This window comes from Microbacterium gorillae, from assembly GCF_000826185.2.
GTDB classification, from domain to species: domain Bacteria; phylum Actinomycetota; class Actinomycetes; order Actinomycetales; family Microbacteriaceae; genus Microbacterium; species Microbacterium gorillae.
In genome coordinates, this window is record NZ_LN648873.1 from 78776 (window position 1) to 100643 (window position 21868).

Consider the following 21868-nt stretch of genomic DNA (forward strand, 5'->3'; position numbering starts at 1 on the left):
CGAGCGGGCGTATGGGCCCAGACGAATGTCATGAGGTTCGTGACGGACGCCGCGTTCCTGACGTGGCTGGGTTCGTTCGCTTTTGATGGGAGCCGCCGAGGCTCCGGCGTTGAGTGCGCGGGTCGCGTCGCGGAGGTGGTGCCGCGGATCGTTCCGGAGGTCGGGTCGCGACGTACATGGCGGACGGTGGACGAGCCCATGGGCCACACCAGCGTGTCTGTACGGCCCGCGGTTGAACGAGCGCAGGAGGAAGCCCGGTGTAGCGCGGCGCGCGGTGGGCGGAGTTCTCCCCGGTGGGTCATGTTCGTGCCGGGATTCGGGACGGGAGCTTCGGGGCCGGCGGCCGTGTGGGGTGCCAGCTGTGGGTTTGGTCGTACCAGTGGGGTGCTCGGACTTCGGGTACCCCGTCGACAATGCGGATGGCCCAGCCGTTGGTGTCGAGGTAGCGGTGGTGGTTCCAGCAGAGGAGGACACCGTTGTCGATGCTGGTGGGCCCACCGTCGTGCCACTCGGTGACATGGTGGAATTCACACCAGCGGGCCGGGGTATGGCATCCGGGGATGATGCAGGTGTGGTCGCGGGCGATGATCGCCCGGCGCTGGGTGGCGTTGAAGATGCGGTCCGCGATCGTCGTCGCCAACACCCGTCCGTTCTTCCCGGTGACCACCCGCTGGATCTGGCCGACGCAGGCCGTGTGGGTGGCGACCGCGACGGAGACGGGAACATTCGTGCCGGTCGCGTCAGCACCGGTCACATGGCCCCATCCGGTGCCGGAGGCGAGGTCGGCCTGTTTCACGTGGACGACCAAGGTCGGGGCGGCGCCGCCGATGATCGACAGGTCAGACGACGCCGCGACCGTGAGGGCCGCGGCGAGGGCGTCGTGGGCGCGTTGCCCGATGGTGCGGTCATCATGCACGACGGGCTCGTCAGTCTCACGGAATCGGACGCCTTTGTCTTTGCCGTGGGGGTTGGTGATGGCGTCGATGACGGTCTGCAACTGTGCGGCGACTTCAGGCAGGAGGTTCCCGCGGATCGGGACGATCCCGTCCCGTGCGATCCCGAAGTACAGGGACCGGAGCCGGCTTGCGCGCTCGTCTTGCGGTTCGGCGCCGTCTTGGTCGAGGGCGGTCGCCCACGCTCCGGCGTGCACACGGAGCGTGTCGCTCATCACGGGGACTGAGCGACGTGCGAGCGTCGGGGGTTCATCTGTGGCGGGAGCGCCCCAGTCCCCAGCACCCGCCGCCTGTTCGGCGAGGACGATGTCATCGTCGTCGGTTCCGGCGACATCGGCGAGGGCCTGGTCGGCGAGCGCGAGGTGGTCGGCCGGGACCCGGTCACGGATCTGATCCAGCGGCACCGTGGCGGCGGCGAGGCCGTCGGCTCCGATCCGTCCGGTCAGGAGTGCGTCGCGGAGTGCGGGGAAGCGAGCGGGCCGGCGGTCCCCGGTCATCGCGAGATCTTCCCGGACGAGTTTCCCGAGCCTTGACCAGTTCTTGATCGTGGCGGGTGCGGCACCGGTGGTGCGTTGCATGAGCTCGTTCACGTTCCGACACCCACACGCCACATCGAACCGTTGCTCACCCGACGGGGAAGCGGACCGTTCCTCCGCTTCCGCGGTCGTGACGATGAGCGCGGCTTGGGTGGTGCGGAGCAGGGCCCCGGCGTCGATCGCGAAGTCCAACAGCTCGGTCCGCGACGCGGTGGTGAGTCGGTTCTCCTGGAGCAGGGCGGTCACGGCGGTGATGGTCTGTGCCATCAGCCCCCGGGCCTGCTCCATCGAGGTTTCCATACCCTGATTCTACCGTTCAGGCGACCTCATGAAGCGGTGTAAAGCCCAGTTCAGTAGTCTTTTACGTAGTCCCAAACAGGGGTCCAGTGCGACCTCCGTAGCCCGATAGTCCACGACCCCCGGGGACCCCACTTCCACCCCCCTCCGGACCCCTTTCAGCGTTCGCCTGACCCCTCGGAAACGCGACCCGGCGACGCAACCCGCGCGCCCTCCCGGTCGTCTTAAGCCGCAGGAGACCCAGCCGTCTCCAGAACGAGAGCGCCCCACGGCCGCGGAAGATCAGCGCCAGTCGCTGCGTGCGCCGAAGTCGGCGGTGTCCGGGTCCGCACCGACCCGGCCGGGACCGGAGAGCCCGTCGATCGCAGCCATCTCCGCGTCGGTGAGGGCGAACCCCGCGACATCCGCGTTCTCCGCGATGCGCTGGGCGGACCGGGACTTCGGTATCACCACGAGGTCGTGCTGCAGGTGCCAGCGGATGACGGCCTGCGCGGGGGTGACACCGTGCGCGTCGGCGATGCCGGTGATCACCGGGTCGGTCAGCACGGTATTGGGGCGGCTCTCCGAACCCCAGCCTGAACCGGAGGTGCCGCCGAGGGGACTCCATGACGTCGTGATGATGCCGTGGGCGTCGTGATACGCCCGCAGCTCCGTCTGCGGGAAGCCGGGATGCAGCTCGATCTGATTCACCGCAGGGACGACGTCGGAATGGCCGGCGAGGAGCTCCAGGTGCCGGGTGCCGAAGTTGCTCACCCCGATGGCACGCGCGCGGCCGGACGCGAGGATCTCCTCGAACGCGGACCACGTGCTCAGCAGGCGCTCGTCGTCCTGCAACGGCCAGTGGATGAGGTACAGATCCACGTGATCGAGGCCCAGCAGCTCCAGACTGCGGTCGATCGCAGCGAGGGTGCGGTCGTGGCCCTGGTCCGGATTGTTGAGTTTGGTCGTCACGAACAGCTCGTCGCGCCCGACGTGGGACGCGGCGATGCCTCGTCCCACGCCGCGTTCATTCGCGTAGCCGGAGGCGGTGTCGATGTGCCGGTAGCCGCCCGCGATCGCATTCTGGACCAGCTCGCCGACCTCGTCGTCGGGAATCTGCCACGTGCCGAAGCCCAGGCGAGGCACGAGTGCGCCGGTGTTGAGGGAGAGGGGTGCGGTGGCGTCGGTCATGAGGTTCCCTCTCGACGGCGGACGATCTCGGTGATCCAGATGGGCGCGAACGGGGACGTGCAGCCGGGGGCGGTGGGGTAGTCCTTGAGGACCTCCAATCGCTCACCGATCGCCAGCGCGCGGGGGCGCAGGTCCGGGTGGAAGATGCCGATCTGGGCGAGCGCGTCGTTCATCGCCCACTGCAGCCGCTCCGGGGCGGACACCATCTCGGCCTCGATGCGATCGAGCAGTCCGGGCAGGTCCAGACCGTCCGGCTTCTTGATGATGCGCTCACTCGTCAGCGCCCAGCCGGCGGCGGCCACGTCCGGGTCCGCGTCGTCGAACCAGCGCACCCGCAGCTCCTCGGCGACCTTCGACTTCTTCACGAGATAGTTCACCAGCCAGTCGAGGATCTTCGGCGCCCGGGCGGACCGGATCATCGCGTCATACTCGTCGGCGGTGAAATCCTTCGGCTTGGCCACCAGCAGCGCCACCAGTCGGGCCGCGGTGTCCTGGGTCTCCCACAACTGCCGGGCGAGCTCCGGATCGGCACCGGCGGACTTGGCCACCGCTCGCAATTTCGTCAGGTTCACGCCGTGATCGTCGCCATGGCGTTCGTTGACGGCTCGCGCCTTCGGGTCCTCCAGCGCGTCCAGCTCCTGGCGCACGTCGGCCACGGTCGTCATGGGTCCTCCTGTCGGCGGTTTCCTCCAGTCTAGGAAGACGGCGGGAAGAGGACGTCGACGCCGTCCGCGAAGAAGCCGCGCCAGCACGCGAGATCGTGGCCGCCCTCATACTCCCGGTACGCGAACCGGTGCGGCGAGCCCGCGAGGAGATCGCGGAGCGCGCGGTGCTGGGGGAGCATCGTCGGTTCGTGGACCCCGACGGTCAGGAACAGCCGGGTCGCGTCCGCCGCGCCGGCGAGCTCGAGCATGTCGTACTGCCAGAGCGAGGCGGACTGACTGAGTGCACCGCCCACGGCATCCGGGCGCTCGAACGCCGTGCGCAGCGCCGTGAGACCGCCGAGGCTCTCGCCGGAGACGATGACGTCCGCGGCATGCGGGCTGACCGCGGTGATGGTCCGCAGCCACGGCAGCAGTTCGTCGGCGATCTCGGCGGTCATCGTGCCGTCGATGCTGAGCTCGCTCATCCGGCGCACGACGCCGCCGGAATCGATCATGGCGATCACCGGGGCGCGCTCGTCCGTGCGGTGATCCACCGCGGCGGCCGCGTACCCGGACGCGTGCCACACCTCGCCGTCCAACGCGATGACCAGCGGACGCGGCTCGTCCTCGGCGGCGCGCGCGGGACGGTGCACCCAGACTCGGCGGCCGCTCGGGGACGTCAGCTCACGCGTTTCGCCGGCGAAGGCGGAGGCCAGATGCGGCTGCGGAGGAGCGTCCGGCAGCTCGGCGACCGAAGCGCCGACGCCGCCGTACGCTTGCAGCGTCGCGGGGTTGCGCGGGTCCACCACGCCGCTCTCACGCATGACGCGCATGGCCCATCGCGGTTCGCGCTCGATCAGGTCAGCCGAGGTGCGGGCGTCCGCGGCGAGGACCGTGTACGAACCGCGCCACGCCGAGTCCAGAACGAAGGTGGCGTGCCACACGTCGGTGCCCGGCACACGCTCCAGCGTCGAGTCCTCGAGCGTGTGGGAGATGCGGTTCAGCGTCACGTGGACCGCGTCAGCTTCGGAGTCGCGGAACAGGAACGTCACGCGGCGGGACCGCGCGCCGTGGGGCTCGATCAGCGGGGTCCGCGCGCCCGGTCCGGCCCAGAACGCGGCGACGACACCATCCCGCGCGGTTGACGCCCGGAGATCGGTGACGAAGGCCGCGACGGCGTCGCTCTCGCCGCGGATCGCCGCAGGTACCTCCGGCGGCGCCGGCTGAGCGTTGGGACGCATCATCCCGCATCCTCGGTCACACTCGTGATCGGAATCACAAGCGGGGTGCCGAACACCGGGTCGGACTGCACGTGCGCGCGCAGGCGGAAGACGTCCTCGAGCAGCTTCTCCGTCAGCACCGTGGCCGGGTCGCCCTCGGCGGCGATCGCGCCGTCCTTCATCACGATGAGGTGGTCGGCGTACCGGGCGGCCTGGTTGAGATCGTGCAGGACGAGCACGACGGTGCGGTCCTCGCTCCGGTTCAGTCCGCGGCAGAGCTCCAGGACGTCGAGCTGGTGCGAGACGTCGAGGTAGGTGGTGGGTTCGTCCAGCAGCATCACCGGGGTGTCCTGGGCGAGCAGCATCGCGATCCAGACGCGCTGGCGCTGGCCGCCGGAGAGCTCCTCCACGCCGCGGTCGGCGAACTCCGCGACACCGGTCGCCGTCATCGCCGCCGACACCGCGCGCTCGTCGTCCGCGGACCACTGCTGCAGCATCCGCTGGTGCGGGAAGCGCCCGCGTCCGACGAGATCCGCCACGGTGATGCCGAACGGCGCGAGCGGCGACTGCGGCAGCAACCCGAGGCGACGCGCGAGGTCCTTCGACCCGAGCGAGCGGATATCCGTTCCCTGCAGCGTCACGGTGCCGGCGGCCGGGGTCAGCAGGCGCGCGAGCGCGCGCAGCAGCGTGGACTTGCCGCACGCGTTCGGCCCGATGATGACGGTGACCTTGCCCGCGGGAATCGCGACGTCGAGGTCCCGGACCACTTCGCGGGCCTCGTAGCGCAGCGTCAGTCCGGTGGCGGCGAGCGCGTCGGTGGTGGTCATGTCGTCCTTTCGCACGTCACACCTGCTTCGCGCGGGTGAGGAGCCAGATGAGGTAGATGCCGCCGATGATGCCGGTCATCCGACCGATCGGCAGGGCTGCGTTGATCGGCAGGGTCTGGGCCACGGTGTCGGCCAGGACCAGGAGCACCGCGCCCATCGCGGCGGCGCTGACCACCGGCACGGCGCGGGACCGGGTGAGGCGCGTCACGAGCTGCGGTGCGGCGAGTGCCACGAACGCGATCGGGCCGGCGGCGCCGGTGGCGAGTCCGGCGAGGGCGACCGCGAGCAGCATCAGACCGACGCGCGTGGGCTCGACCCGGATGCCGAGCTGCTGCGCGAGGTCATCGCCCATCTCCATCAGCGTCGCCCGCCGCGCCAGCAGCGCGACGATCGGAATGAGCACCACGGTGCCGATCAGCACGGGCAATGCGTGCATCCACGTGCGCGCGCAGAGGGACCCGGCCAGCCACAGATTGGCGGAGGTGGCGTCATCGAGATCGCCGGTGACCAGCAGCAGGCTGTTGACCGCACTGAGCACCGCACCCACGCCGATGCCGACGAGGATCAGGCGGAACCCGCCGGTCACCCCGGCCTTGCGGGAGAGCAGGTAGACGACGACGGCGGTGAGCAGCCCGCCGACCACCGCGGCGATGGACACCTGGAGCGCGGACGCCCGGAACACCACGATCTGCACGATCGCGCCGGTGGCCGCACCCGTGGTGAATCCGATCACGTCCGGCGAACCCAGCGCGTTGCGGGACACCGACTGGAAGATCGCGCCGGAGACACCGAGGGCGGCACCGGCGAAGATCGCCGTGACGGTGCGGGGCAGGCGCAGCCCCAGCACGACCCGGTCGGTGCGGACGTCCGGCGCATCGCCGAACAGCGTGGCCAGGACGTCGCCGAACGGGATGGCGAGGGTGCCGACCGTGAGTGAGATGACGCCGAGGACGGCGGTCAGCACCAGCAGCACCGCGGATACGATCGCCAGGCGCGGCTGCACGCGCAGCGAGAGCGATCCGAATCGCAGCACGTGGAAGCGGTCCGGGGCGCTCACAGCTGCGCCATCCGGCGGCGGCGGACGAGGATCACGAAGAAGGGTCCACCCAGGACGGCGACCATGATGCCGACACCGATCTCACCGGTGGCCGGGATCGCGCGGCCGAGGATGTCCGCGACGACCATGAGCGCGGCACCGATCAGCGCGGAGTACGGCAGCACCCAGCGGTGGTCGACGCCGACGAGGAGGCGGGCCAGGTGCGGCGCGGCGAGGCCGAGGAAGGCGATGGGGCCGGCAGCGGCGGTCGCGGCTCCGGCCAGGAGCACCACGACGAGTCCGGCGACCAGCCAGATGCGGGTCGGGTTCGCTCCGAGCGAGCGGCTGAGGTCCTCGCCGAGCATCGCGGAATCCAGCGGTCGGGCCAACAGGGCGGCCAACGCCACGCCGGTCGCCGCGACGATGGCGGTCACGATCAGCACGTCATAGCCGCGGCCGGAGATGGAGCCGACCATCCAGTGGCGGTAGCGGTCGAAGACGCTCTCCTCACCGTTGATCAGCACGAGCTGGGTGAGGGACATCAGCACCACCGTGAGTGCGGCGCCGGCCAGGACCAGCCGGACCGGGTTGGTGCCGCGACGGACACCGCCGAGCAGGTACACGGCGGCGGCGGTGACGGCGGCGCCGAGCATCCCGAGCCACATGTAGCCGGTGACGTCCGTGATGCCGAAGAACGAGATGCCGCAGGCGATCGCGACCGCCGCGCCGGCGTTGACGCCGAGGATGCCCGGCTCGGCGAGCGGGTTGCGGGTGAGGGCCTGCATGATGGCGCCCGCGATGCCGAGGCAGATGCCGACGACCACGGCCAGCAGGGTCCGGGGGATGCGCTGGAGCACGACGAGGAGGTGCTCGGAGTTCGTCTGATCGAACCGGAACAGGGCGTCCACAGCGGTGGCGGGGGAGATGTCGCGGGTGCCGACGACGATGCTCACGAAGAGGCCGATGAGGATGACGGCGCCGATGACGAGCACGCCCAGCCGGCGGCGGCGGGCGAGAGGGGAGGAACGGTGCTGCATGAGAGAGCGGACGGCGTCGGCCGCAGCCGACGCCGTCCGGATATCACTTGGCGAAGTTGGCGACGACGCCGTCGACGATCTCGGTCGCGCTGTACTTGTCCACGCGGAACGAGTTCGCGCCGAGGCCGTAGACCTGGCCGGCCTTGACCGAGGGAATGTTGGCCAGCACCGGATCAGCGGCGAGGGCCTTCGCGCCCTCGTTGTCGACGCTCAGGGCGAAGGTGGTTTCGCCGGTCAGCTGGGTGAGGTTCTCGAAGCTGGCGAACACGAAGTCCTGACGCTGGTTGGCCTGCGTGTGCCACGCGGCGTCGGGCTCCTCGATCGTGAACCCGAGCGACTGCAGGAGCTTGGCGTGGGGGCCCGTGGTCTTGCCGATCGGGTTGTCCTCGCCGGCGCCGTTGTACGAGACGATGTTCGCCGCGCCGGCCGGGACGGTGATCTTGGTGGCGGCGTCAGCGACGTAGGCGTCGAACGCGGAGACGGTCTCCTCCGCCTCCTTCTCCATGCCGAGGGCCTCACCGAGCTGCTCGGCGAGCTGCTCCCAGGTCTGCCCGCCGTAGTCCACGACGATGGTCGGCGCGATCTCCTGCAGCTGCGCGACCTGGTCGGCGACCGAATCGGCACCGGAGGTGGACACGACGATCAGATCGGGGGCGGCGCCGTGCACGGCCTCCAGGTCGACCTCGCCGGCCGGCCAGAGAGTGCTGACGCCCTCCTCCTGTGCGATGTCCGCCCACTGCGCGAAGAACTTGCCGTTGCCGGCCGCGCCGGACGCGGTCACCGGTGCTCCGATGGCCAACAGCGTTCCCGTGACGGTGACCGAGGTCGAGGCGATGCTCTCCGGCTGGGCCGGGATCTCGGTGGTCGTGCCGTCGGCGTTCTCGAACGTGCGGGGCCAGGATTCGGCTGCGGCGTTCTCGGTCGGGGCGGTCTCGGCTTCGGCGGCCGGGGCGCTCGATGAGCAACCGGCGAGGGCCGTGGCGGCCAGCAGCGCGGCGACGCCGGCTCCGATCAGGCGCGAGGAACGGGACATGACGGACATGGGGTCCTTCCGGTGGGGAGTCTTCTCCCGGCGCGGCGGCGTCTGCCGATCACGCGCGTTGGAGTTAGTGAGGTAAGCCTAACCTATCTTTCTCGCTGTCCAACAATTGTCGTCGACGGTGTCGGCGGGCACCCCGCGGGACGTCGAACGCGGCGGGGGTGCACAGGCATCCCCGCCGCGTTCGGTCCGGCTCAGACCATCGCGACCGCGGCACGCTGGAGCGGGCGGGTGGTGCCCACCGCGAGCAGGACGAGTATGACGCCCCCGCCGATCACGATCGCAAGGATCAGCGCGGTCCACGGCGTGAAGATCAGCGACATCCCGACCACCGGGAACAGCAGGATGCCGGCGATGGCGGCGGACCCGAGGCTCACGATCAGCAGCGGGCTGAGCACGGCGCGGCGGCGAACTCGGTCCAGGAGCGTCTCCGGCGTGCCGAGCATGATCAGGGACTTCGACAGCTCCCGTCGATCCAGGACGTCCGCGGCCTGAGCCACGCCGACCCCGCACGCGACGATGAGGAACGACCCCACGACGGTGATCAGCAGGCCCGTGGCGATGTCGCCGATGAGCGTGGCCGCCGCGCCGTCCGCGTTGGCGTCCGGGATGCTCGCGATCAGCGAGAGGCCGCTGCCGACGGCGACGGCCATGAAGCTCGTCATCGCGATACCGGACACCTGGCGCCAGGCGGCCTTGGGATCCTCGGCGACGCGACGCGCCGCGATCAGTCGCAACGGGTTCTTGGCGCGGCGGGCACCGCGCAGCGCGATCCGGTGCAGCACCCAGGGGCCGATGAGATTCAGGATCCCCATGGTTGCGGCGAATCCTCCGATGATGGCGGCGAAGACGAGGAGAACCTCGGACATCCCGGTCGCCAGATTGATCGCGACGAACGCGACGATGACGACGGCGGCGGCGATGAGGACGCGGACGGCCGAGATGCGTGGGGCGTCCTGACGCGTGCGCACGCCCAGCGGCGACACGACCACGGCGCGCAGGCTCAGCAGAGAGCTCAGCACCGCGATCGCGACGATGCCCGCGACGATCAGCACGAAGCCCCACCAGGGCGGGATGACGCCGGCGAGTCCGAGCGCGGTTCCGCGGAAGTGGATCAGGGAGATCAGCGGCAGGATCAGCCGCGAGAGCACCACGCCGCCGAGCGCGCCGCACAGGGCGACGATGGCCGACTCGAGCACCGTCAGGCGGAGGACCGTGTCCGCCGTGGCCCCGAGCAACCTCAGCGTCGCCAGGCGGTCGTCCCGGCGGCGGGCGGACAGTCGGGCGGCCGCGCCGCCGAGGGTCATCATCGGCACGAGGAGCAGGGTGAGGGCGATCGCCGCCATCAGCTGGTAGTTGATCGCGTCCGGGTCGTCCCACCGGAAGAAGGACTGTGCCCCGCCGATCACGACGATCACGAGCGCCGTGACGATCGCGAAGGCGATGGCGGGCAGCGCGAGTGTCGCTCGCGAGCCCGGAGCGTTCCGGAACGACAGCCGCAGCAGTCGGAGGGTCATCGCGCGCCTCCGACCGGGCTGGTCGAGCGTGCGGGGGCCGCCCACTCACCGCTGACGCGGCCGTCCTGCACGCGGATGATGCGTGAACAGCGAGCGGCGACGGTGTTGTCGTGAGTGACGACGACCAGCGTGCGTCCCTGTCCGGTCGTCGCGTCCAGGAGGGCCGACATGACGTCGGCTGACGTGCGCGAATCCAGGGCGCCCGTCGGCTCGTCGGCGAACACGACCGGCGCGCCGGTCACCTGGGCTCGGGCGATGGCCACACGCTGCGCCTGACCGCCGGAGAGCTGGCCGATCCGACGGTCTTCGAGGCCGGCGAGACCGAGCGTGCCGAGCCAGCGCCGGGCGCGTTCCTCCGCCGCTGCGCGCGGGGTGTCGGTGAGCATCAGGGCGAGCGCGACGTTCTCCACGGCGGTGAGTTCGGGCAGCAGCAGTCCTTCCTGGAACACGAAGCCGAAGCTCTCCCGCCGCAAGCGGGATCGTTCGGCGTCCGACTGGGTGGCGACATCGAGCGCACCGGTCGGAGTGCGCAGCATGACGTGCCCGGCATCGGGTGTGATGATGCCGGCGAGCACGTGCAGGAGGGTGGTTTTGCCGGACCCGGAGGCGCCCATGATCGCGAGGGACTCGCCGGCACTGACGCTCAGGTCGATGCCGGCGAGCGCGGTGGTCGGTCCGTAGGTCTTCACGAGTCCGGTGGCTTGGAGAATCGGGGTCATGCATCCAGCCTCGTCATCCGTGGCGCGCATGTCGTCGTGCGCGGGATGCAGATGCGACGCTTGCGATCATCCTCCGGGATGACTGACCCGTCGCCGGGGAGGGGTCAGGGGTGCCGTGAGCGTGGGGGCCTGCGTGTCTCGAGCAGCAGCATCGCCAGGGCGGCCAGCTCCGCGAGAATCAGCGTCCGCTCGATCAGCCCGAGCGGAATCATGGGCCTGCGTGTCTCGAGCAGCAGCATCGCCAGGGCGGCCAGCTCCGCGAGAATCAGCGTCCGCTCGATCAGCCCGAGCGGAATCATGGTCCACCAGGCGAAGCCCACGGCCTCGCCGATGCCGACGAACACGCCGAGTCCGACCACCGCCGCGATGGCGAGCAGGGTGAAGAACACGGCGAGCATCAGCGGCGTGCTCATCCGCCGCGGCGGGCGCGAACGCAGGCGACGGGTGGCGATGATGAGCACGGCGATGGGGAGTGACACGAAGGCCATCACCGCCATCGCCCGGTGGGCCAGGCCCGTCCACGTCGCCCCGGTGGCCCAGTCGGCTTTGGTGAACACGGCGACCCCGATCAGTCCCACGACCCACAGCAGCATCAGGAGCGATGGAACGGAAACCGGGCGGCAGAAGCCGCGACGCACCAGCGCCGCAAGGGCTGCCACGGAACTCGCGGCGAGCAGCAGAACGGCACCGTTGAAGAGCCAGGCGAGGGAGGTGCGTCCGTATTCGCTCACCGTCACGCGGATCGGGTCGATCGCGGCGGTGGGCGGCAGCACGTGCAGCAGCAGAATCGCGCCGGTCGCGGTGAGCAGGCCGATCAGGGCTCCGAGCGCGAGCCGGTCCGACACGCGGTCGCGCGTGTTCGTCGTGCTGTTCGCCATAGCGCCACTGTATGCGGATCATCGGAAGTCGCGGGAGGAGTGGGTGACACCCACACGCAGGTCGGTGAACGCATCGGCGATGAGATTGGTCACGCCTTCGGTGGAGCGTTCCAGGATGCCGCGGGCGATGAGGGCGGGACTCTCACGCACCACCCGGCGATACCGGTTCCAGACGCCCGTCGAGCAGATCACGTTGACCAGGCCGTGCTCATCCTCCAGATTGAGGAACGTGATGCCGGAGGCGGTCGCCGGCCTCTGCCGGTGGGTCACCAGCCCCGCCACCTCCACTCGTCTCCCGGACTCGTGGCTGCGCATCTCGGTGGAGGTGATCACGCCGCGGGCGTCGAGTTGAGCTCGGAAGTGCGTCATCGGATGGTCCTCGGTGGAGACGCCGGTCGCCCACAGATCCGCGGCGAGAGTCTCGTAGCTGGTGGGGTCCGGGAACAGCGGTGGTTGCACCGCCATCACGGTGCCGGCCAGGAACTCCGGCCGATCCTGCGCCGCGGCGCCGGCGGCCCACAGCGCCTCACGGCGGGTCAGTCCCCAGCATTCGAACGCCCCGGCCGTGGCCAGGGCTTCCACCTGAGCTTCGGTGATACCGGTGCGCCGGACCAGATCGTGCAGGTCGCGAAACGCGCCCTCGGCGTCGCGTGCGGCGACGATTCGTCGAGCGGTGCTCGCGCCGAGGCCGGTGACGTTCGCCAGTCCCAGGCGAACCGCCCAGGCACCGTCACGGCGGTGGTCCGCGCAGACGTCCGGAGCGTGGGGGTCGAAGAGCCCCACCGGTGGTTGCACGCGGTGGGTGCAGCCCTCGAGGCCGGTGGGGTCCGGACGATCGCCCACGAGTTCGACGCCGTCCAGGGCGGCGGAGCGGACGATATCCGGTCGCAGCACACGCACCCCGTGCCGACGCGCGTCGGCGACGAGGGTGGCGGGGGAGTAGAACCCCATCGGCTGGGAACGCAGCAGCCCGGCCAGGAACGCGGCGGGGTAGTGCAGCTTGATCCACGAGCTGGCGTAGACGAGCAGACCGAACGAGAGTGAGTGCGACTCAGCGAACCCGAAGTTCGCGAACGCCTGGATGCGCGTGTAGATCGCGTCCGCGGCCTCACCCACCAGACCGTTGCGCGCCATCCCCGCATAGAGCTTCTCCCGCAGACTCTCGATGCGCTCAAGGCCCCGCTTGGACCCCATCGCGCGACGCAGCAGGTCGGCATCCTCGCCGGTGCAGTCGCCGATCGCCATGGCCATCTGCATCAGCTGCTCCTGGAACACCGGAATGCCGAGGGTGCGCTCGAGCACCGGCTTGAGCTTGGGGTGCGGGTAGGTCACCTCTTCGTGCCCCATCTTGCGTCGGACGAACGGATGCACCGCACCGCCCTGGATCGGACCGGGGCGGATCAGTGCGATCTGGATCACGAGGTCGTAGAAGCGGCGCGGCTGCAGCCGCGGCAGCAGCCCCATCTGCGCCCGCGATTCCACCTGGAAGACACCGATCGAGTCCGCCCGGCAGAGCATGTCGAAGACGGCGGCCTCCTCCTTCGGGATCGTGGCCAGCTCCCATTCCTCCCCGGTGCTGTCGCGGATCAGGTCGAAGCAGTGCTGGATCGCCGCCAGCATGCCGAGGCCCAGCAGGTCGAACTTCACCAGCCCCATCCAGGCCGCGTCGTCCTTGTCCCACTGGATGACGGTGCGGTTCTCCATTCGCGCGTGCTCGACCGGCACCACTTCGCCGACCGGACGATCGGTGAGGACCATGCCGCCGGAGTGGATGCCGAGGTGCCGCGGCGCCTTCAGCAGCCGCGTGGCGTAGTCGACCACCTGATCCGGGATGTCGTGGCCGCCCTCGCTGGACAGGTCCGCGCCCCACCGCTCCACCTGCTTGGACCAGGCATCCTGCTGACCGGGGGAGAACCCGAGAGCGCGTGCCATGTCGCGCACCGCGTTCTTCGGCCGGTACTGGATGACGTTGGCGACCTGGGCCGCACGTTCTCTGCCGTACTGCCCGTACACCCACTGGATGATCTCCTCGCGGCGGTCCGAGTCGAAGTCCACGTCGATGTCCGGCTCCTCGTCGCGGAGAGTCGACAGGAATCGTTCGAACGGCAGCTCGTAGGCGATCGCGTCCACGGCGGTGATGTCCAGCAGGTAGCAGATGGCGCTGTTGGCGGCAGAGCCCCGACCCTGGCAGAGGATGCCGCGCCGACGCGCCTCCTGCACGATGCCGTGCACGATCAGGAAGTAGCCCGGGAAGTCCTTCTTCTCGATGACGTCGAGTTCCCGGCCGATGCGTTCCCGGTCGGCGTCCCGCAGATTCGGGTACTTGCGCGGCACGGCCTCCCAGACGAGGTGACGCAGCCAGCTCATCGGCGTGTGCCCGTCCGGGACCGCTTGCTTCGGCAGCGCCGGACGGGCGCGGCGGAGGGGGAAAGCCAGCTCGTCGGCCAGCGTCACGGTGCGGGCGACCGCGCCCGGATAGCGGGCGAAGCGCCGGTGCATCTCCACACCGGAGCGCAGGTGCGCCCCGGTGTGCGCGGGCAGCCAGCCATCGAGTTCATCCATGCTGCGGTTGGCCCGCACCGCGGCGACCGCCTCGGCCAGCCCGGCATCACGCGGTCGGGCATAGTGCGCGTTCGTGCTGGCCAGCGTCGGCAGATTCCAGCGCGCGGCGAGCTCGGTGAGGGCGTCATTGCGCGTGGAATCCCACGGGTCGCCGTGATCGGTCAGTTCGACATGCACGTTCTCGCGTCCGAACAGAGCGATGAGTCGGTCCAGTTCCGTCGCGGCCGCATCAATGCCCTCTTCCGCCAGAGCCCGGCGCACGGGGCCCTTGCGGCACCCCGTGAGGATCGCCCACTCGCCGCCGGACGCGGCACCCAGTTCATCCAGGTCGTACACCGGGCGGCCCTTCTCCGCCCCACGCAGCTGCGCGTGCGTGATCGCGCCGGCGAGGCGGTGGTAGCCCTCCTCGCCGCGGGCGAGGACCAGCAGGTGGGACCCGACGGGATCGGCTTCACCGTTCTGGGGCTTCGGCAGCTCCAGCGACAGCTCGGAGCCGAAGACGGTCGCGAGCCCGGTCGCCTCCGCGGCTTCGGCGAACCGGACGATGCCGTAGAAGCCGTCGTGATCGGTCACCGCCAGGGCGTGCAGCCCGAGGCGGGTGGCCTCCTCCACCAGCTCCTCCGGGGAGGAGGCGCCGTCGAGGAAGGAGAACGACGAGTGCGCGTGCAGCTCGGCGTACGGCAGCACGTCCTCGGGTACGGGGAGTTCCGGGGGCGAGTAGTCGCCGCGCTTGCGGCTCCACGCCGGACTGTCGCCGCCGTCCGCACCCACCGGGGCGGACGGCTCGCGGGTACCGCTCAGAGCCCGTTCGAGGCGATTCCACGAGATCGGCGGATTCTGAAAGCCCATCAGTCGTACCGTCCCTCGGCGTGCCACCCGGACTCGTCCAGCAGCAGCAGCCACGCCGTCTCATCGTCGGCGACCACCTGGAACCGATGCGCGTGCGTGGCCTGCGCGGCGTCCCAGGACCGCTCGTGCAGCGGCCAGGGCCCCGCCCAGGAGGAGATCCGGCGTTCCGCCGATGCGGTGAGCAGGAGGACGGGTTCCGCGCTGATCGCGTCGCGCTCGTCGACCGTGACCGCGGTGCCGTCGACGTCCAGCACGCTGACGCTGACGGGGTGATCGAACACCGTGCTCGGCAGCGGCGCCGGCAGGTGGCCGGGCCACGGACGGTGCGGTTCGCGGGCCAGCACGGTGCGATCGCCCCACGGCACCAGCGTCTGCCGGTCGCCGAGGCGTCGCCCGCCGCCGATCGCCGGAACCAGCACGGCGCGATGACCCAGCATGCCCTGCACCCGGGAGAGCGCGTGATGCAGCCGGGCGTCAGTGCCCTGACCGAACAGCCCGGGCTGGTGGTGGGCGCTGGCGTCCACGGTCTCCGGGATGATGCGCACGGCGGTGATGCCGCCGGAGAGCACGGGGGCGGTGTCCTCCCATACGCTCTGCAGCTGCCAGCGCACCCGGTCCACGAGCGCGGCCGCGTCGAAGCAGGTGGGATGCAGCCAGAGCCGATCGGCCATGCCCCCGCGGTCGTCGTGCAGTTCGATGCGAGCCTCGGTGCACACCAGGGAGACTGCGGCGAGACCGGAGATGACGTCATCGCAGGTCTGCCGGATCGCGAACGCCACCTGGTCCGCCAGTTCCACGGGCGGCTCGAACGCGATCTCGCGGGCGAGCTCGGGTGGCGGGACGCGCGGGGTCACCGGACGGGAGTCGGCCCCCGAAGCCAGAGCGTGCAGGCGGACACCGCGTTCGGAGAGGCGGTCGCGCACCCGCGTGAGTTCGAGCGCGGCGAACTCGCCGAGCGTGTGCACCCCGAGGCGGGAGAGCATGTCCGCCAGCGCCGCATCCTCCAGCGCGATGATCGGCAGCGGGGCGAGGAAGGTGGCGGACTCACCGGCGGGAACGATGCGGATGTCGGAGTCGGCGTGCACCCGGCACGCCTGTTCGGCGGTGAACGGTCCGTCCGCGACCCCGGCGCGAACACCGGAGAGGCCGATGCCGGCGAGGGCGTCGAGGATGACACGGGCGGCGGTGTCCTCGCCGCCGTAGTAGCGCGCCGGTCCGCGCGCCCGGAGGGCGCACAACCCCGGGCGGAGCACCTGCACCCCCGGGGAGATCTCCTCGATGTGGCGCACGGGGGCCAGGAACGCCCGTTCATCGCGGCCGGGATCGTCCGGCACGATCCGCAGCCGCGGACAGGCGCCCTGGGCGTCGCGGCGGCGCTGACCCCGCCGGACTCCCTCGGCGCGCGCGGCGGTGGAGCAGTCCACCACGGTGTTCGCGCGTACGACGGCGACCGGTTCGGCGGGGTCCAGGGGCGTGGGCGAACTCAGCGAGAGGGCGGTGACGGGCCAGTCCGGGAACCACAGCACCAGGGAGCGGACCGGGGCGGGCATCAGGACACCCCCGCGAGCGCGCGCGCGGCACGGCGACGGGACAGTTCATCGGTCGCGGGCGTCGGGACGGGCGTGAGCGTCCGCTGCGGACGGGCCTGCAGCGCGCCGGAAGGGCCGGGCAGCTGCACGCGCACGCGGCGGGCCCCGGGGGAGCGGCGGGCCCGCGCGCTCACCTCGACCGAGCGGGAGCGCAGCACCCCCGCACCGTGCTCGGTGCCGCTCCAGTGCGCGTCGCTGAGCCGCAGGGCGACATCGGCTCCGGCCCAGTCGCCGAGGATCAGCAGCACACCGCCGCGATCGCGCAGGCGTGCGCTCAGTCGTGCCACTTCGGCGTCGTGCGGGCGCGCGGGTGGTCGCACCGCGATCACCGGCACCACCTCAGCCAGCGCCGCCGCGACCGAGACCCAGCGATCGCCCGGATCCGGCACCAGCGCCAGCCGGTCGAGCACGACGCCGTAGCCTGCGGCCGCCTCCGCGCCGAGCGTGGGCAGACCCAGCACGGCGCACCAGGACCCCGCCCGCGAGGGCTCACTCAGCAGCGCCAGCAGCAGGCTGGTGGAGGATTCCACGGCGTACGTCGACCCGGGACGAAGACCGCCGTCCGGAAACAGCGCGGTCAGCTCCGGGGCGACCGGAACGACCGCGGTATCGGCTCGTCGGCGCTGCATCGAGTCGATCTGACCGCGCAGGCGCTGCACCTCATCGGCCAGGGGGCCGAGGTCGGAGCGTCGAGCGAGTGCCATACGAGAATCCTAGAAACTATGTTCGATAACTGCAATGTGCTCGAACAAGATAACTCGTACATCCGACATTCGCGTCGGAGGATTCTCAGGTGCGGTAGACGGCGTCCTCGAAGCTCTCCAGGCCCGACCGCGCGGTGGGGTCGAACCAGGGCATCAGCTGCGCGGTCCACATCGCCGCCACTTCGGAAGCGGGATCGATCCAGTAGTGCACGTTCGCGAGCCCCGCCCACGACAGCGTCCCGGCCCGACGTCCGTGCGGGATGTCGACGTCCTGATGCAGGAACGAGTACGCCCACGAGTGCGGGTGTCCGCGGGTCGGGTCTGCATCCAGAGTCAGGGCCGGGATCGCCGTGCGCAGGGGATGCACCGTCACGCCGGGAGCGCTCCGTCGTGCCCACTCCAGTGTCTCCGCGCGCAGCACCCGGCCGCCCGGCGCGGAGCCGTCACCGAGCCAGACCCGCAGGAAGGCGAGGAAATCAGGCACGGTGGAGAACAGGCCCTGCCCGCCCATGTCCACCTCGGCCTGCTCGGGCGGTTGCGCGCCGGACGCGCGCAGCGTGCCGTCCCGGCGACGCAGATGCGGTGGCACCAGACGCGCTCGCATGTCCGCCGACACGTCGAACGAGGTCGAGGTCATCCCACACGGCTCGAAGATGCGCGTACGCATCACGTCCTCGAGGCGCTGCCCGCGAACCGCTGCGACGATCAGTCCCAACCAGTCCAGGGAGATGCCGTAGGTCCAGGCCTCGCCCGGGTCGTGCAGCAGCGGCGTGTGCAGGACGTCGCGCGGCGCGGTGCGACCGTTCGCGGAACGCCGGCGCGCCAGCAGGGCGAGACGCGGGTCGAACATGTCGTAGCCGAAGCCGGACGTGTGCAGCAGCAGCGACCGCGCGGTGATCGGCGTTCGCGGCGGGCGCGTGGTCACATCGCCGTCCGCGTCGATATCGACGAGCACCGGCACCTCGGCGATCTCCGGCAGGTACTCACTCGCCGGGGCGTCGAGGTCGAGCAGCCCGTCCTCCACGCACTGCAGCGCGGCGGTGGCCGTCACGGCTTTCGACGCCGAATACAGTGCGATCACGTCGTCGGTGCCCACCGGTTCGTCTTCACCCAGTCGACGCACCCCGGCGGCTCCGAGCCAGGTCGTCGCGGTCCGGTCCGTCACTCCTGCGATGACGCCCGGGATGCCGTCCGCGACCGCCGTGCGGATCGCCGTCTCCAGTCCCTGCATGAAGCGAGCCTAGGTGGTCCGAGCGACAGTGTGTCGCGAGGCCACGGCCCTGGCGCCACTCTCGCTCGGGATGGGAGGGGCCCTGTTTCGTCGACACCTGGTGGGTTGGTTCACGCCGATCCTCTGACCGGCGCGTCGCGCTTGCAAATGTATGAGAGCGCACTCATGATGGTGACATCGTTCGCGCTCGCGCTGCGAGACCCGACCTCGGTCGGGAGCGAGACCGGCGAACCGGACAGCCCCCTGTCCGGCATGACCCGGGCGGGTTTCGTCCCCTCGACCCGCCCGGGTCCTTCCCCTCCGGCGTGCAGGTCCACATCCAGCGTCGGATAAGATCCCTCTCATGCGCGCGATGAAAGCGATCGTTCCCCTGGTGCTCGTGTTCACCCTCGCGGGGTGCGCCGTCGCGTCCCACGAATCGGCGGCCGGTCCGTCCACGGCGACCGCTCCGCCGCAGGTCACGGCGACGCCGACGGCCGCGGCGACGCCGATTCCCGCCACCAGCACGCCTGCGCCGGCCCCGCCCACCTGGCGGCCCCCGATCCCGCTCCCACCGTGGACACCGCGCTGGCCTACCAGGTGATCCGTCAGGTCGCGGCACAGCACGGCGTGGACCTCTCCGACGAGCAGATCTCGGAGGCGGTGGCGGACGGGTGCACGCAGATCGCTGAGGGCGCCACCGTGGACCAGCTGAATCCCTTCCCGGGTGAGATTCCCGACGAGCTGCTCGGCATGGCGCAGGGCGCGGTGGCCGCGCTGTGCACGCAGTGATCGCCGTTCTCGTTCCTCTGGACCGCTGAGGTGTAGCCGAGGCGCTCGCGGTACGGCTGTCCACAACCTCCGCGCGTGCACGGACCGCGGCCTAGCATCGCCGACATGTCCGAGCGCCCCCTGCCGCTTCCGTTCCACCATGCGCCCCTGGCGCTGATCGGTGCGTTGCTGGGTGCGGTCCTCGCGATGCTCGTCGGAGAACGGGCCGACATCGCTCCGCCGGGGGTGGTCGGTACTGTTCTGGCCGGCGTCGGGGCCGTCCTGGCCGTGCTGACGGAGATCGACCTGGCCGAGCATCGGCTGCCGAACGCCCTCGTGCTGCCGACACTGGCCGGATTCCTCCTGGTCGCGGCCGCCGGTGCTGTCCTGGTTCGGGACGGCGCGGGGCTCGTGCGCGCGCTCGTCGGGGGCTTGGTGGCGTTCGGAGTGTTCGCGGTGACGGCCCTGCTGGCTCCCGACGCCGTCGGCGGTGGCGACATCAAGCTCGTCGCGCTGACCGGTGCCGTCACCGCCTGGCTGGGGTGGGAGCCGTACGTGCTCGCCCTCGCGTCGACCTTCCTGACCGCCGGCGGGGGAGCGGCGCTGCTCCTCGCGGCGCGGCGGGCATCCCGATCGACCAGGCTCGCCTTCGGGCCGTTCCTCGCGCTCGGGGTGGTCCTCGGCCCGTTCCTGGCCGCGTAGTCTCACGACATGAACCCCCTCCCGCTTCTGACCGCCGAGGCCGTTCGCGATGCCGAAGCGCCGTTGCTGCGAGCGGGCGTACCGCTGATGGCACGGGCCGCGGGAGCCCTGGCCGATGTCGTCCGTGAGGCGGCATCGCACCGTGCGGGGGCTGTGCTCGTCCTCGCCGGGGCGGGAGACAACGGCGGTGACGCGCTGTATGCCGCCGCGCAGCTGGAACGCGCGCTGCTGATCCTGCGGACAGCCGATCGCGTCCATGAGGACGCACTGGCTGCGGCGCTCGCGGTCGGCGCGGAAGTCGTGACGCCCTCGGACCCTCGGCTGGATTCGGTCGCCGTCGTGCTGGACGGCATTCTCGGCACCGGCGTGCGACATCCCCGGTTGCGCCCTGCGGCCGCCGCCGTGGTCGAGGCGGGTGCGGCACGTGCGCGGGCCGGGGCACTGATGGTCGCGGTCGATCTGCCCAGTGGCCTCGATCCCGACGACGGGACCGTGGCGTCCGCGGTCCTGCGTGCGGACCTCACCGTCACGTTCGGGGCGGTCAAGTGCGGCCTCACGCGCGGCCGTGGCCCGGAGGTCACCGGTGAACTCCTGCTGGCGGACATCGGTCTGGAGATCCCGGAGTCGGCGGCGGTCGGTTGGACGGAGGCCGTGGCTCGATGCGTCGACGCGCGCTCGCGTGAATATCCCCGGCTCGCAGGGGGTTGAAGCGGCCTCGTGCCGGTACGCTCAGATCATGGCTATCGCACGTTTGACCGGCGGCCCGCTCGATGGGCAGAACCTCCCGCTCGAGGATGATGCTCAGGATGAGCTGATCCTCCCGTACACCGAGGGGCAGATCGTCTACCGGCGCGTGGGTGCGCTGGAGAACACGGGATCGGATGACGGCGCGACGACGGCCGAATTCCAATACACCGAGGCGACGGAGCCGATCGACCCTGCGGATGACTGACGCGGACGAACCCGCACGCAGCATCGAGATCGAGGTCACGTTCGACGCCGACGCGACCACGCCGTTTCCGGACTGGGCTCAGCTGCCCGGGGTGGTGCGGGTGAGCGGTCCGGACGTGCGTCCCCTCGACGCGCTCTACCTGGACTCCGCGGACGGCGCCCTGGCTCGCGCCGGGGTGGCCATCCGTCGTCGTACCGGTGGTCCGGACGAGGGGTGGCATCTCAAGGGGCGCCTGATCGAGGGTGCTCGCACCGAGTTGCACTGGCCGATCGCCGGGGATGAGGTACCCGCCGGGGTCCTCGCCGCGGCCCGGGAATGGACCGACGCTCCTCTGGCCCCCCTCGCGCGCATCCGCAACGAACGCCACGCGTTCGAGCTGCTCGATGCGGACGGCGGCGTGATCGCCGAGGTCGTCGACGACCACGTCCAGGCCACGGACCTCCGTCAGGACATCACGCGCACCTGGCGTGAGTGGGAGGTCGAACTCGGCGCCGCCGCGCCCGCAGACCGGGATGCGTTCTTCGCCGCCGCCGCGGACCTCGCTCGCGCCGCCGGTGCGCGCCCGGCCTCATCCGCGTCCAAGCTCGCCCGCGCCCTCGGGCACTGACGACGTCGCCGCAGCGAGCGGCGGGAGAGCGTCGAGACGACGAACGCCG

Annotated in this window: 20 protein-coding genes; 5 read left to right on the top strand and 15 right to left on the bottom strand. The window is 70.8% G+C overall.

Features of this window, described 5'->3' with window-relative positions; translation table 11 throughout:
* Positions 1–298: 298 nt before the first annotated feature.
* The 15 genes from BN1193_RS03365 to BN1193_RS03435 all read right to left on the bottom strand — a co-directional run bounded on the left by BN1193_RS03365 (position 299) and on the right by BN1193_RS03435 (position 18808).
* On the bottom strand, positions 299–1789 hold the full coding sequence (locus BN1193_RS03365; protein WP_094770253.1) for an HNH endonuclease signature motif containing protein: 1491 nt from the start codon (positions 1787–1789) through the stop codon (positions 299–301).
* Positions 1790–2068: 279 nt separating this feature from the next.
* Positions 2069–2956 (bottom strand): aldo/keto reductase, encoded by an 888-nt coding sequence (locus BN1193_RS03370; protein WP_040164096.1) that lies wholly within the window; start codon positions 2954–2956, stop codon positions 2069–2071.
* Positions 2953–3621: a DNA alkylation repair protein gene (locus BN1193_RS03375; protein WP_040164097.1), complete on the bottom strand. Its 669-nt coding sequence runs from the start codon at positions 3619–3621 to the stop codon at positions 2953–2955. The genes BN1193_RS03370 and BN1193_RS03375 overlap by 4 nt, the downstream gene beginning before the upstream one ends.
* Positions 3622–3650: 29 nt before the next feature.
* Positions 3651–4844 carry an enterochelin esterase domain-containing protein gene (locus BN1193_RS03380; protein WP_052460389.1) on the bottom strand — a complete coding sequence of 398 codons (1194 nt, stop codon included), beginning with the start codon at positions 4842–4844 and terminating at the stop codon, positions 3651–3653.
* The gene (locus BN1193_RS03385; protein WP_040164099.1) at positions 4841–5647 is read right to left on the bottom strand and encodes an ABC transporter ATP-binding protein; all 807 of its coding nucleotides are present in this window, start codon (positions 5645–5647) and stop codon (positions 4841–4843) included. Before BN1193_RS03385 ends, BN1193_RS03380 begins: the two co-directional genes overlap by 4 nt.
* 16 nt (positions 5648–5663) lie before the next feature.
* Positions 5664–6704 (bottom strand): FecCD family ABC transporter permease, encoded by a 1041-nt coding sequence (locus BN1193_RS03390; RefSeq protein ID WP_040164100.1) that lies wholly within the window; start codon positions 6702–6704, stop codon positions 5664–5666.
* Entirely contained in the window at positions 6701–7720 is a 1020-nt protein-coding gene (locus BN1193_RS03395; protein ID WP_094770254.1) for a FecCD family ABC transporter permease, read from the bottom strand. Before BN1193_RS03395 ends, BN1193_RS03390 begins: the two co-directional genes overlap by 4 nt.
* 43 nt (positions 7721–7763) lie before the next feature.
* Entirely contained in the window at positions 7764–8753 is a 990-nt protein-coding gene (fepB, locus tag BN1193_RS03400; RefSeq protein ID WP_230206398.1) for a Fe2+-enterobactin ABC transporter substrate-binding protein, read from the bottom strand.
* A 200-nt stretch (positions 8754–8953) separates the two neighbouring features.
* Positions 8954–10276 carry an FtsX-like permease family protein gene (locus BN1193_RS03405; protein WP_040164599.1) on the bottom strand — a complete coding sequence of 441 codons (1323 nt, stop codon included), beginning with the start codon at positions 10274–10276 and terminating at the stop codon, positions 8954–8956.
* Entirely contained in the window at positions 10273–10995 is a 723-nt protein-coding gene (locus tag BN1193_RS03410) for an ABC transporter ATP-binding protein (RefSeq protein ID WP_052460465.1), read from the bottom strand. The genes BN1193_RS03405 and BN1193_RS03410 overlap by 4 nt, the downstream gene beginning before the upstream one ends.
* Positions 10996–11099: 104 nt before the next feature.
* Entirely contained in the window at positions 11100–11873 is a 774-nt protein-coding gene (locus BN1193_RS03415) for a DUF998 domain-containing protein (protein WP_052460391.1), read from the bottom strand.
* An 18-nt stretch (positions 11874–11891) separates the two neighbouring features.
* A complete protein-coding gene (locus BN1193_RS03420) occupies positions 11892–15284 on the bottom strand; it encodes an error-prone DNA polymerase (protein ID WP_040164101.1) in 3393 nt (1130 codons plus the stop codon).
* A complete protein-coding gene (locus BN1193_RS03425; RefSeq protein ID WP_040164103.1) occupies positions 15284–16834 on the bottom strand; it encodes a DNA polymerase Y family protein in 1551 nt (516 codons plus the stop codon). Before BN1193_RS03425 ends, BN1193_RS03420 begins: the two co-directional genes overlap by 1 nt.
* Positions 16834–17577 (bottom strand): hypothetical protein, encoded by a 744-nt coding sequence (locus BN1193_RS03430; protein ID WP_094770255.1) that lies wholly within the window; start codon positions 17575–17577, stop codon positions 16834–16836. Before BN1193_RS03430 ends, BN1193_RS03425 begins: the two co-directional genes overlap by 1 nt.
* A gap of 85 nt (positions 17578–17662) precedes the next feature.
* Complete coding sequence (locus tag BN1193_RS03435) at positions 17663–18808, bottom strand: serine hydrolase domain-containing protein (protein ID WP_040164104.1); 1146 nt, start codon at positions 18806–18808, stop codon at positions 17663–17665.
* Between the two features lie 396 nt (positions 18809–19204).
* On the opposite strand from BN1193_RS03435, the gene BN1193_RS03440 reads away from it, so the two are divergent.
* From BN1193_RS03440 to BN1193_RS03460, 5 genes are all read left to right on the top strand, one after another.
* A complete protein-coding gene (locus BN1193_RS03440) occupies positions 19205–19579 on the top strand; it encodes a hypothetical protein (protein ID WP_040164106.1) in 375 nt (124 codons plus the stop codon).
* 105 nt (positions 19580–19684) lie between these two features.
* Positions 19685–20260, top strand: a complete 576-nt coding sequence (locus BN1193_RS03445) for a prepilin peptidase (RefSeq protein WP_052460392.1) — start codon at positions 19685–19687, stop codon at positions 20258–20260.
* A gap of 9 nt (positions 20261–20269) precedes the next feature.
* Positions 20270–20968, top strand: a complete 699-nt coding sequence (locus tag BN1193_RS03450; protein ID WP_040164108.1) for an NAD(P)H-hydrate epimerase — start codon at positions 20270–20272, stop codon at positions 20966–20968.
* Positions 20969–20996: 28 nt separating this feature from the next.
* The gene (locus BN1193_RS03455) at positions 20997–21212 is read left to right on the top strand and encodes a hypothetical protein (RefSeq protein ID WP_040164110.1); all 216 of its coding nucleotides are present in this window, start codon (positions 20997–20999) and stop codon (positions 21210–21212) included.
* Positions 21205–21819 carry a CYTH domain-containing protein gene (locus BN1193_RS03460; protein ID WP_040164112.1) on the top strand — a complete coding sequence of 205 codons (615 nt, stop codon included), beginning with the start codon at positions 21205–21207 and terminating at the stop codon, positions 21817–21819. Before BN1193_RS03455 ends, BN1193_RS03460 begins: the two co-directional genes overlap by 8 nt.
* The last annotated feature ends 49 nt before the right edge of the window (positions 21820–21868 follow it).

What these genes read in the sequence shown, in the direction of transcription:
- BN1193_RS03460 (WP_040164112.1), top strand. Translation starts at nt 21,205, where the DNA reads ATGACTGACGCGGACGAACCCGCACGCAGCATCGAGATCGAGGTCACG.
- BN1193_RS03450 (WP_040164108.1), top strand. Translation starts at nt 20,270, where the DNA reads ATGAACCCCCTCCCGCTTCTGACCGCCGAGGCCGTTCGCGATGCCGAA.
- BN1193_RS03445 (WP_052460392.1), top strand. Translation starts at nt 19,685, where the DNA reads ATGTCCGAGCGCCCCCTGCCGCTTCCGTTCCACCATGCGCCCCTGGCG.
- fepB (WP_230206398.1), bottom strand. Translation starts at nt 8,753, where the DNA reads ATGTCCCGTTCCTCGCGCCTGATCGGAGCCGGCGTCGCCGCGCTGCTG.
- BN1193_RS03410 (WP_052460465.1), bottom strand. Translation starts at nt 10,995, where the DNA reads ATGACCCCGATTCTCCAAGCCACCGGACTCGTGAAGACCTACGGACCG.
- BN1193_RS03420 (WP_040164101.1), bottom strand. Translation starts at nt 15,284, where the DNA reads ATGGGCTTTCAGAATCCGCCGATCTCGTGGAATCGCCTCGAACGGGCT.
- BN1193_RS03385 (WP_040164099.1), bottom strand. Translation starts at nt 5,647, where the DNA reads ATGACCACCACCGACGCGCTCGCCGCCACCGGACTGACGCTGCGCTAC.
- BN1193_RS03435 (WP_040164104.1), bottom strand. Translation starts at nt 18,808, where the DNA reads ATGCAGGGACTGGAGACGGCGATCCGCACGGCGGTCGCGGACGGCATC.
- BN1193_RS03365 (WP_094770253.1), bottom strand. Translation starts at nt 1,789, where the DNA reads ATGGAAACCTCGATGGAGCAGGCCCGGGGGCTGATGGCACAGACCATC.
- BN1193_RS03375 (WP_040164097.1), bottom strand. Translation starts at nt 3,621, where the DNA reads ATGACGACCGTGGCCGACGTGCGCCAGGAGCTGGACGCGCTGGAGGAC.
- BN1193_RS03430 (WP_094770255.1), bottom strand. Translation starts at nt 17,577, where the DNA reads ATGGCACTCGCTCGACGCTCCGACCTCGGCCCCCTGGCCGATGAGGTG.
- BN1193_RS03455 (WP_040164110.1), top strand. Translation starts at nt 20,997, where the DNA reads ATGGCTATCGCACGTTTGACCGGCGGCCCGCTCGATGGGCAGAACCTC.
- BN1193_RS03425 (WP_040164103.1), bottom strand. Translation starts at nt 16,834, where the DNA reads ATGCCCGCCCCGGTCCGCTCCCTGGTGCTGTGGTTCCCGGACTGGCCC.
- BN1193_RS03380 (WP_052460389.1), bottom strand. Translation starts at nt 4,844, where the DNA reads ATGATGCGTCCCAACGCTCAGCCGGCGCCGCCGGAGGTACCTGCGGCG.
- BN1193_RS03405 (WP_040164599.1), bottom strand. Translation starts at nt 10,276, where the DNA reads ATGACCCTCCGACTGCTGCGGCTGTCGTTCCGGAACGCTCCGGGCTCG.
- BN1193_RS03370 (WP_040164096.1), bottom strand. Translation starts at nt 2,956, where the DNA reads ATGACCGACGCCACCGCACCCCTCTCCCTCAACACCGGCGCACTCGTG.
- BN1193_RS03415 (WP_052460391.1), bottom strand. Translation starts at nt 11,873, where the DNA reads ATGGCGAACAGCACGACGAACACGCGCGACCGCGTGTCGGACCGGCTC.
- BN1193_RS03395 (WP_094770254.1), bottom strand. Translation starts at nt 7,720, where the DNA reads ATGCAGCACCGTTCCTCCCCTCTCGCCCGCCGCCGCCGGCTGGGCGTG.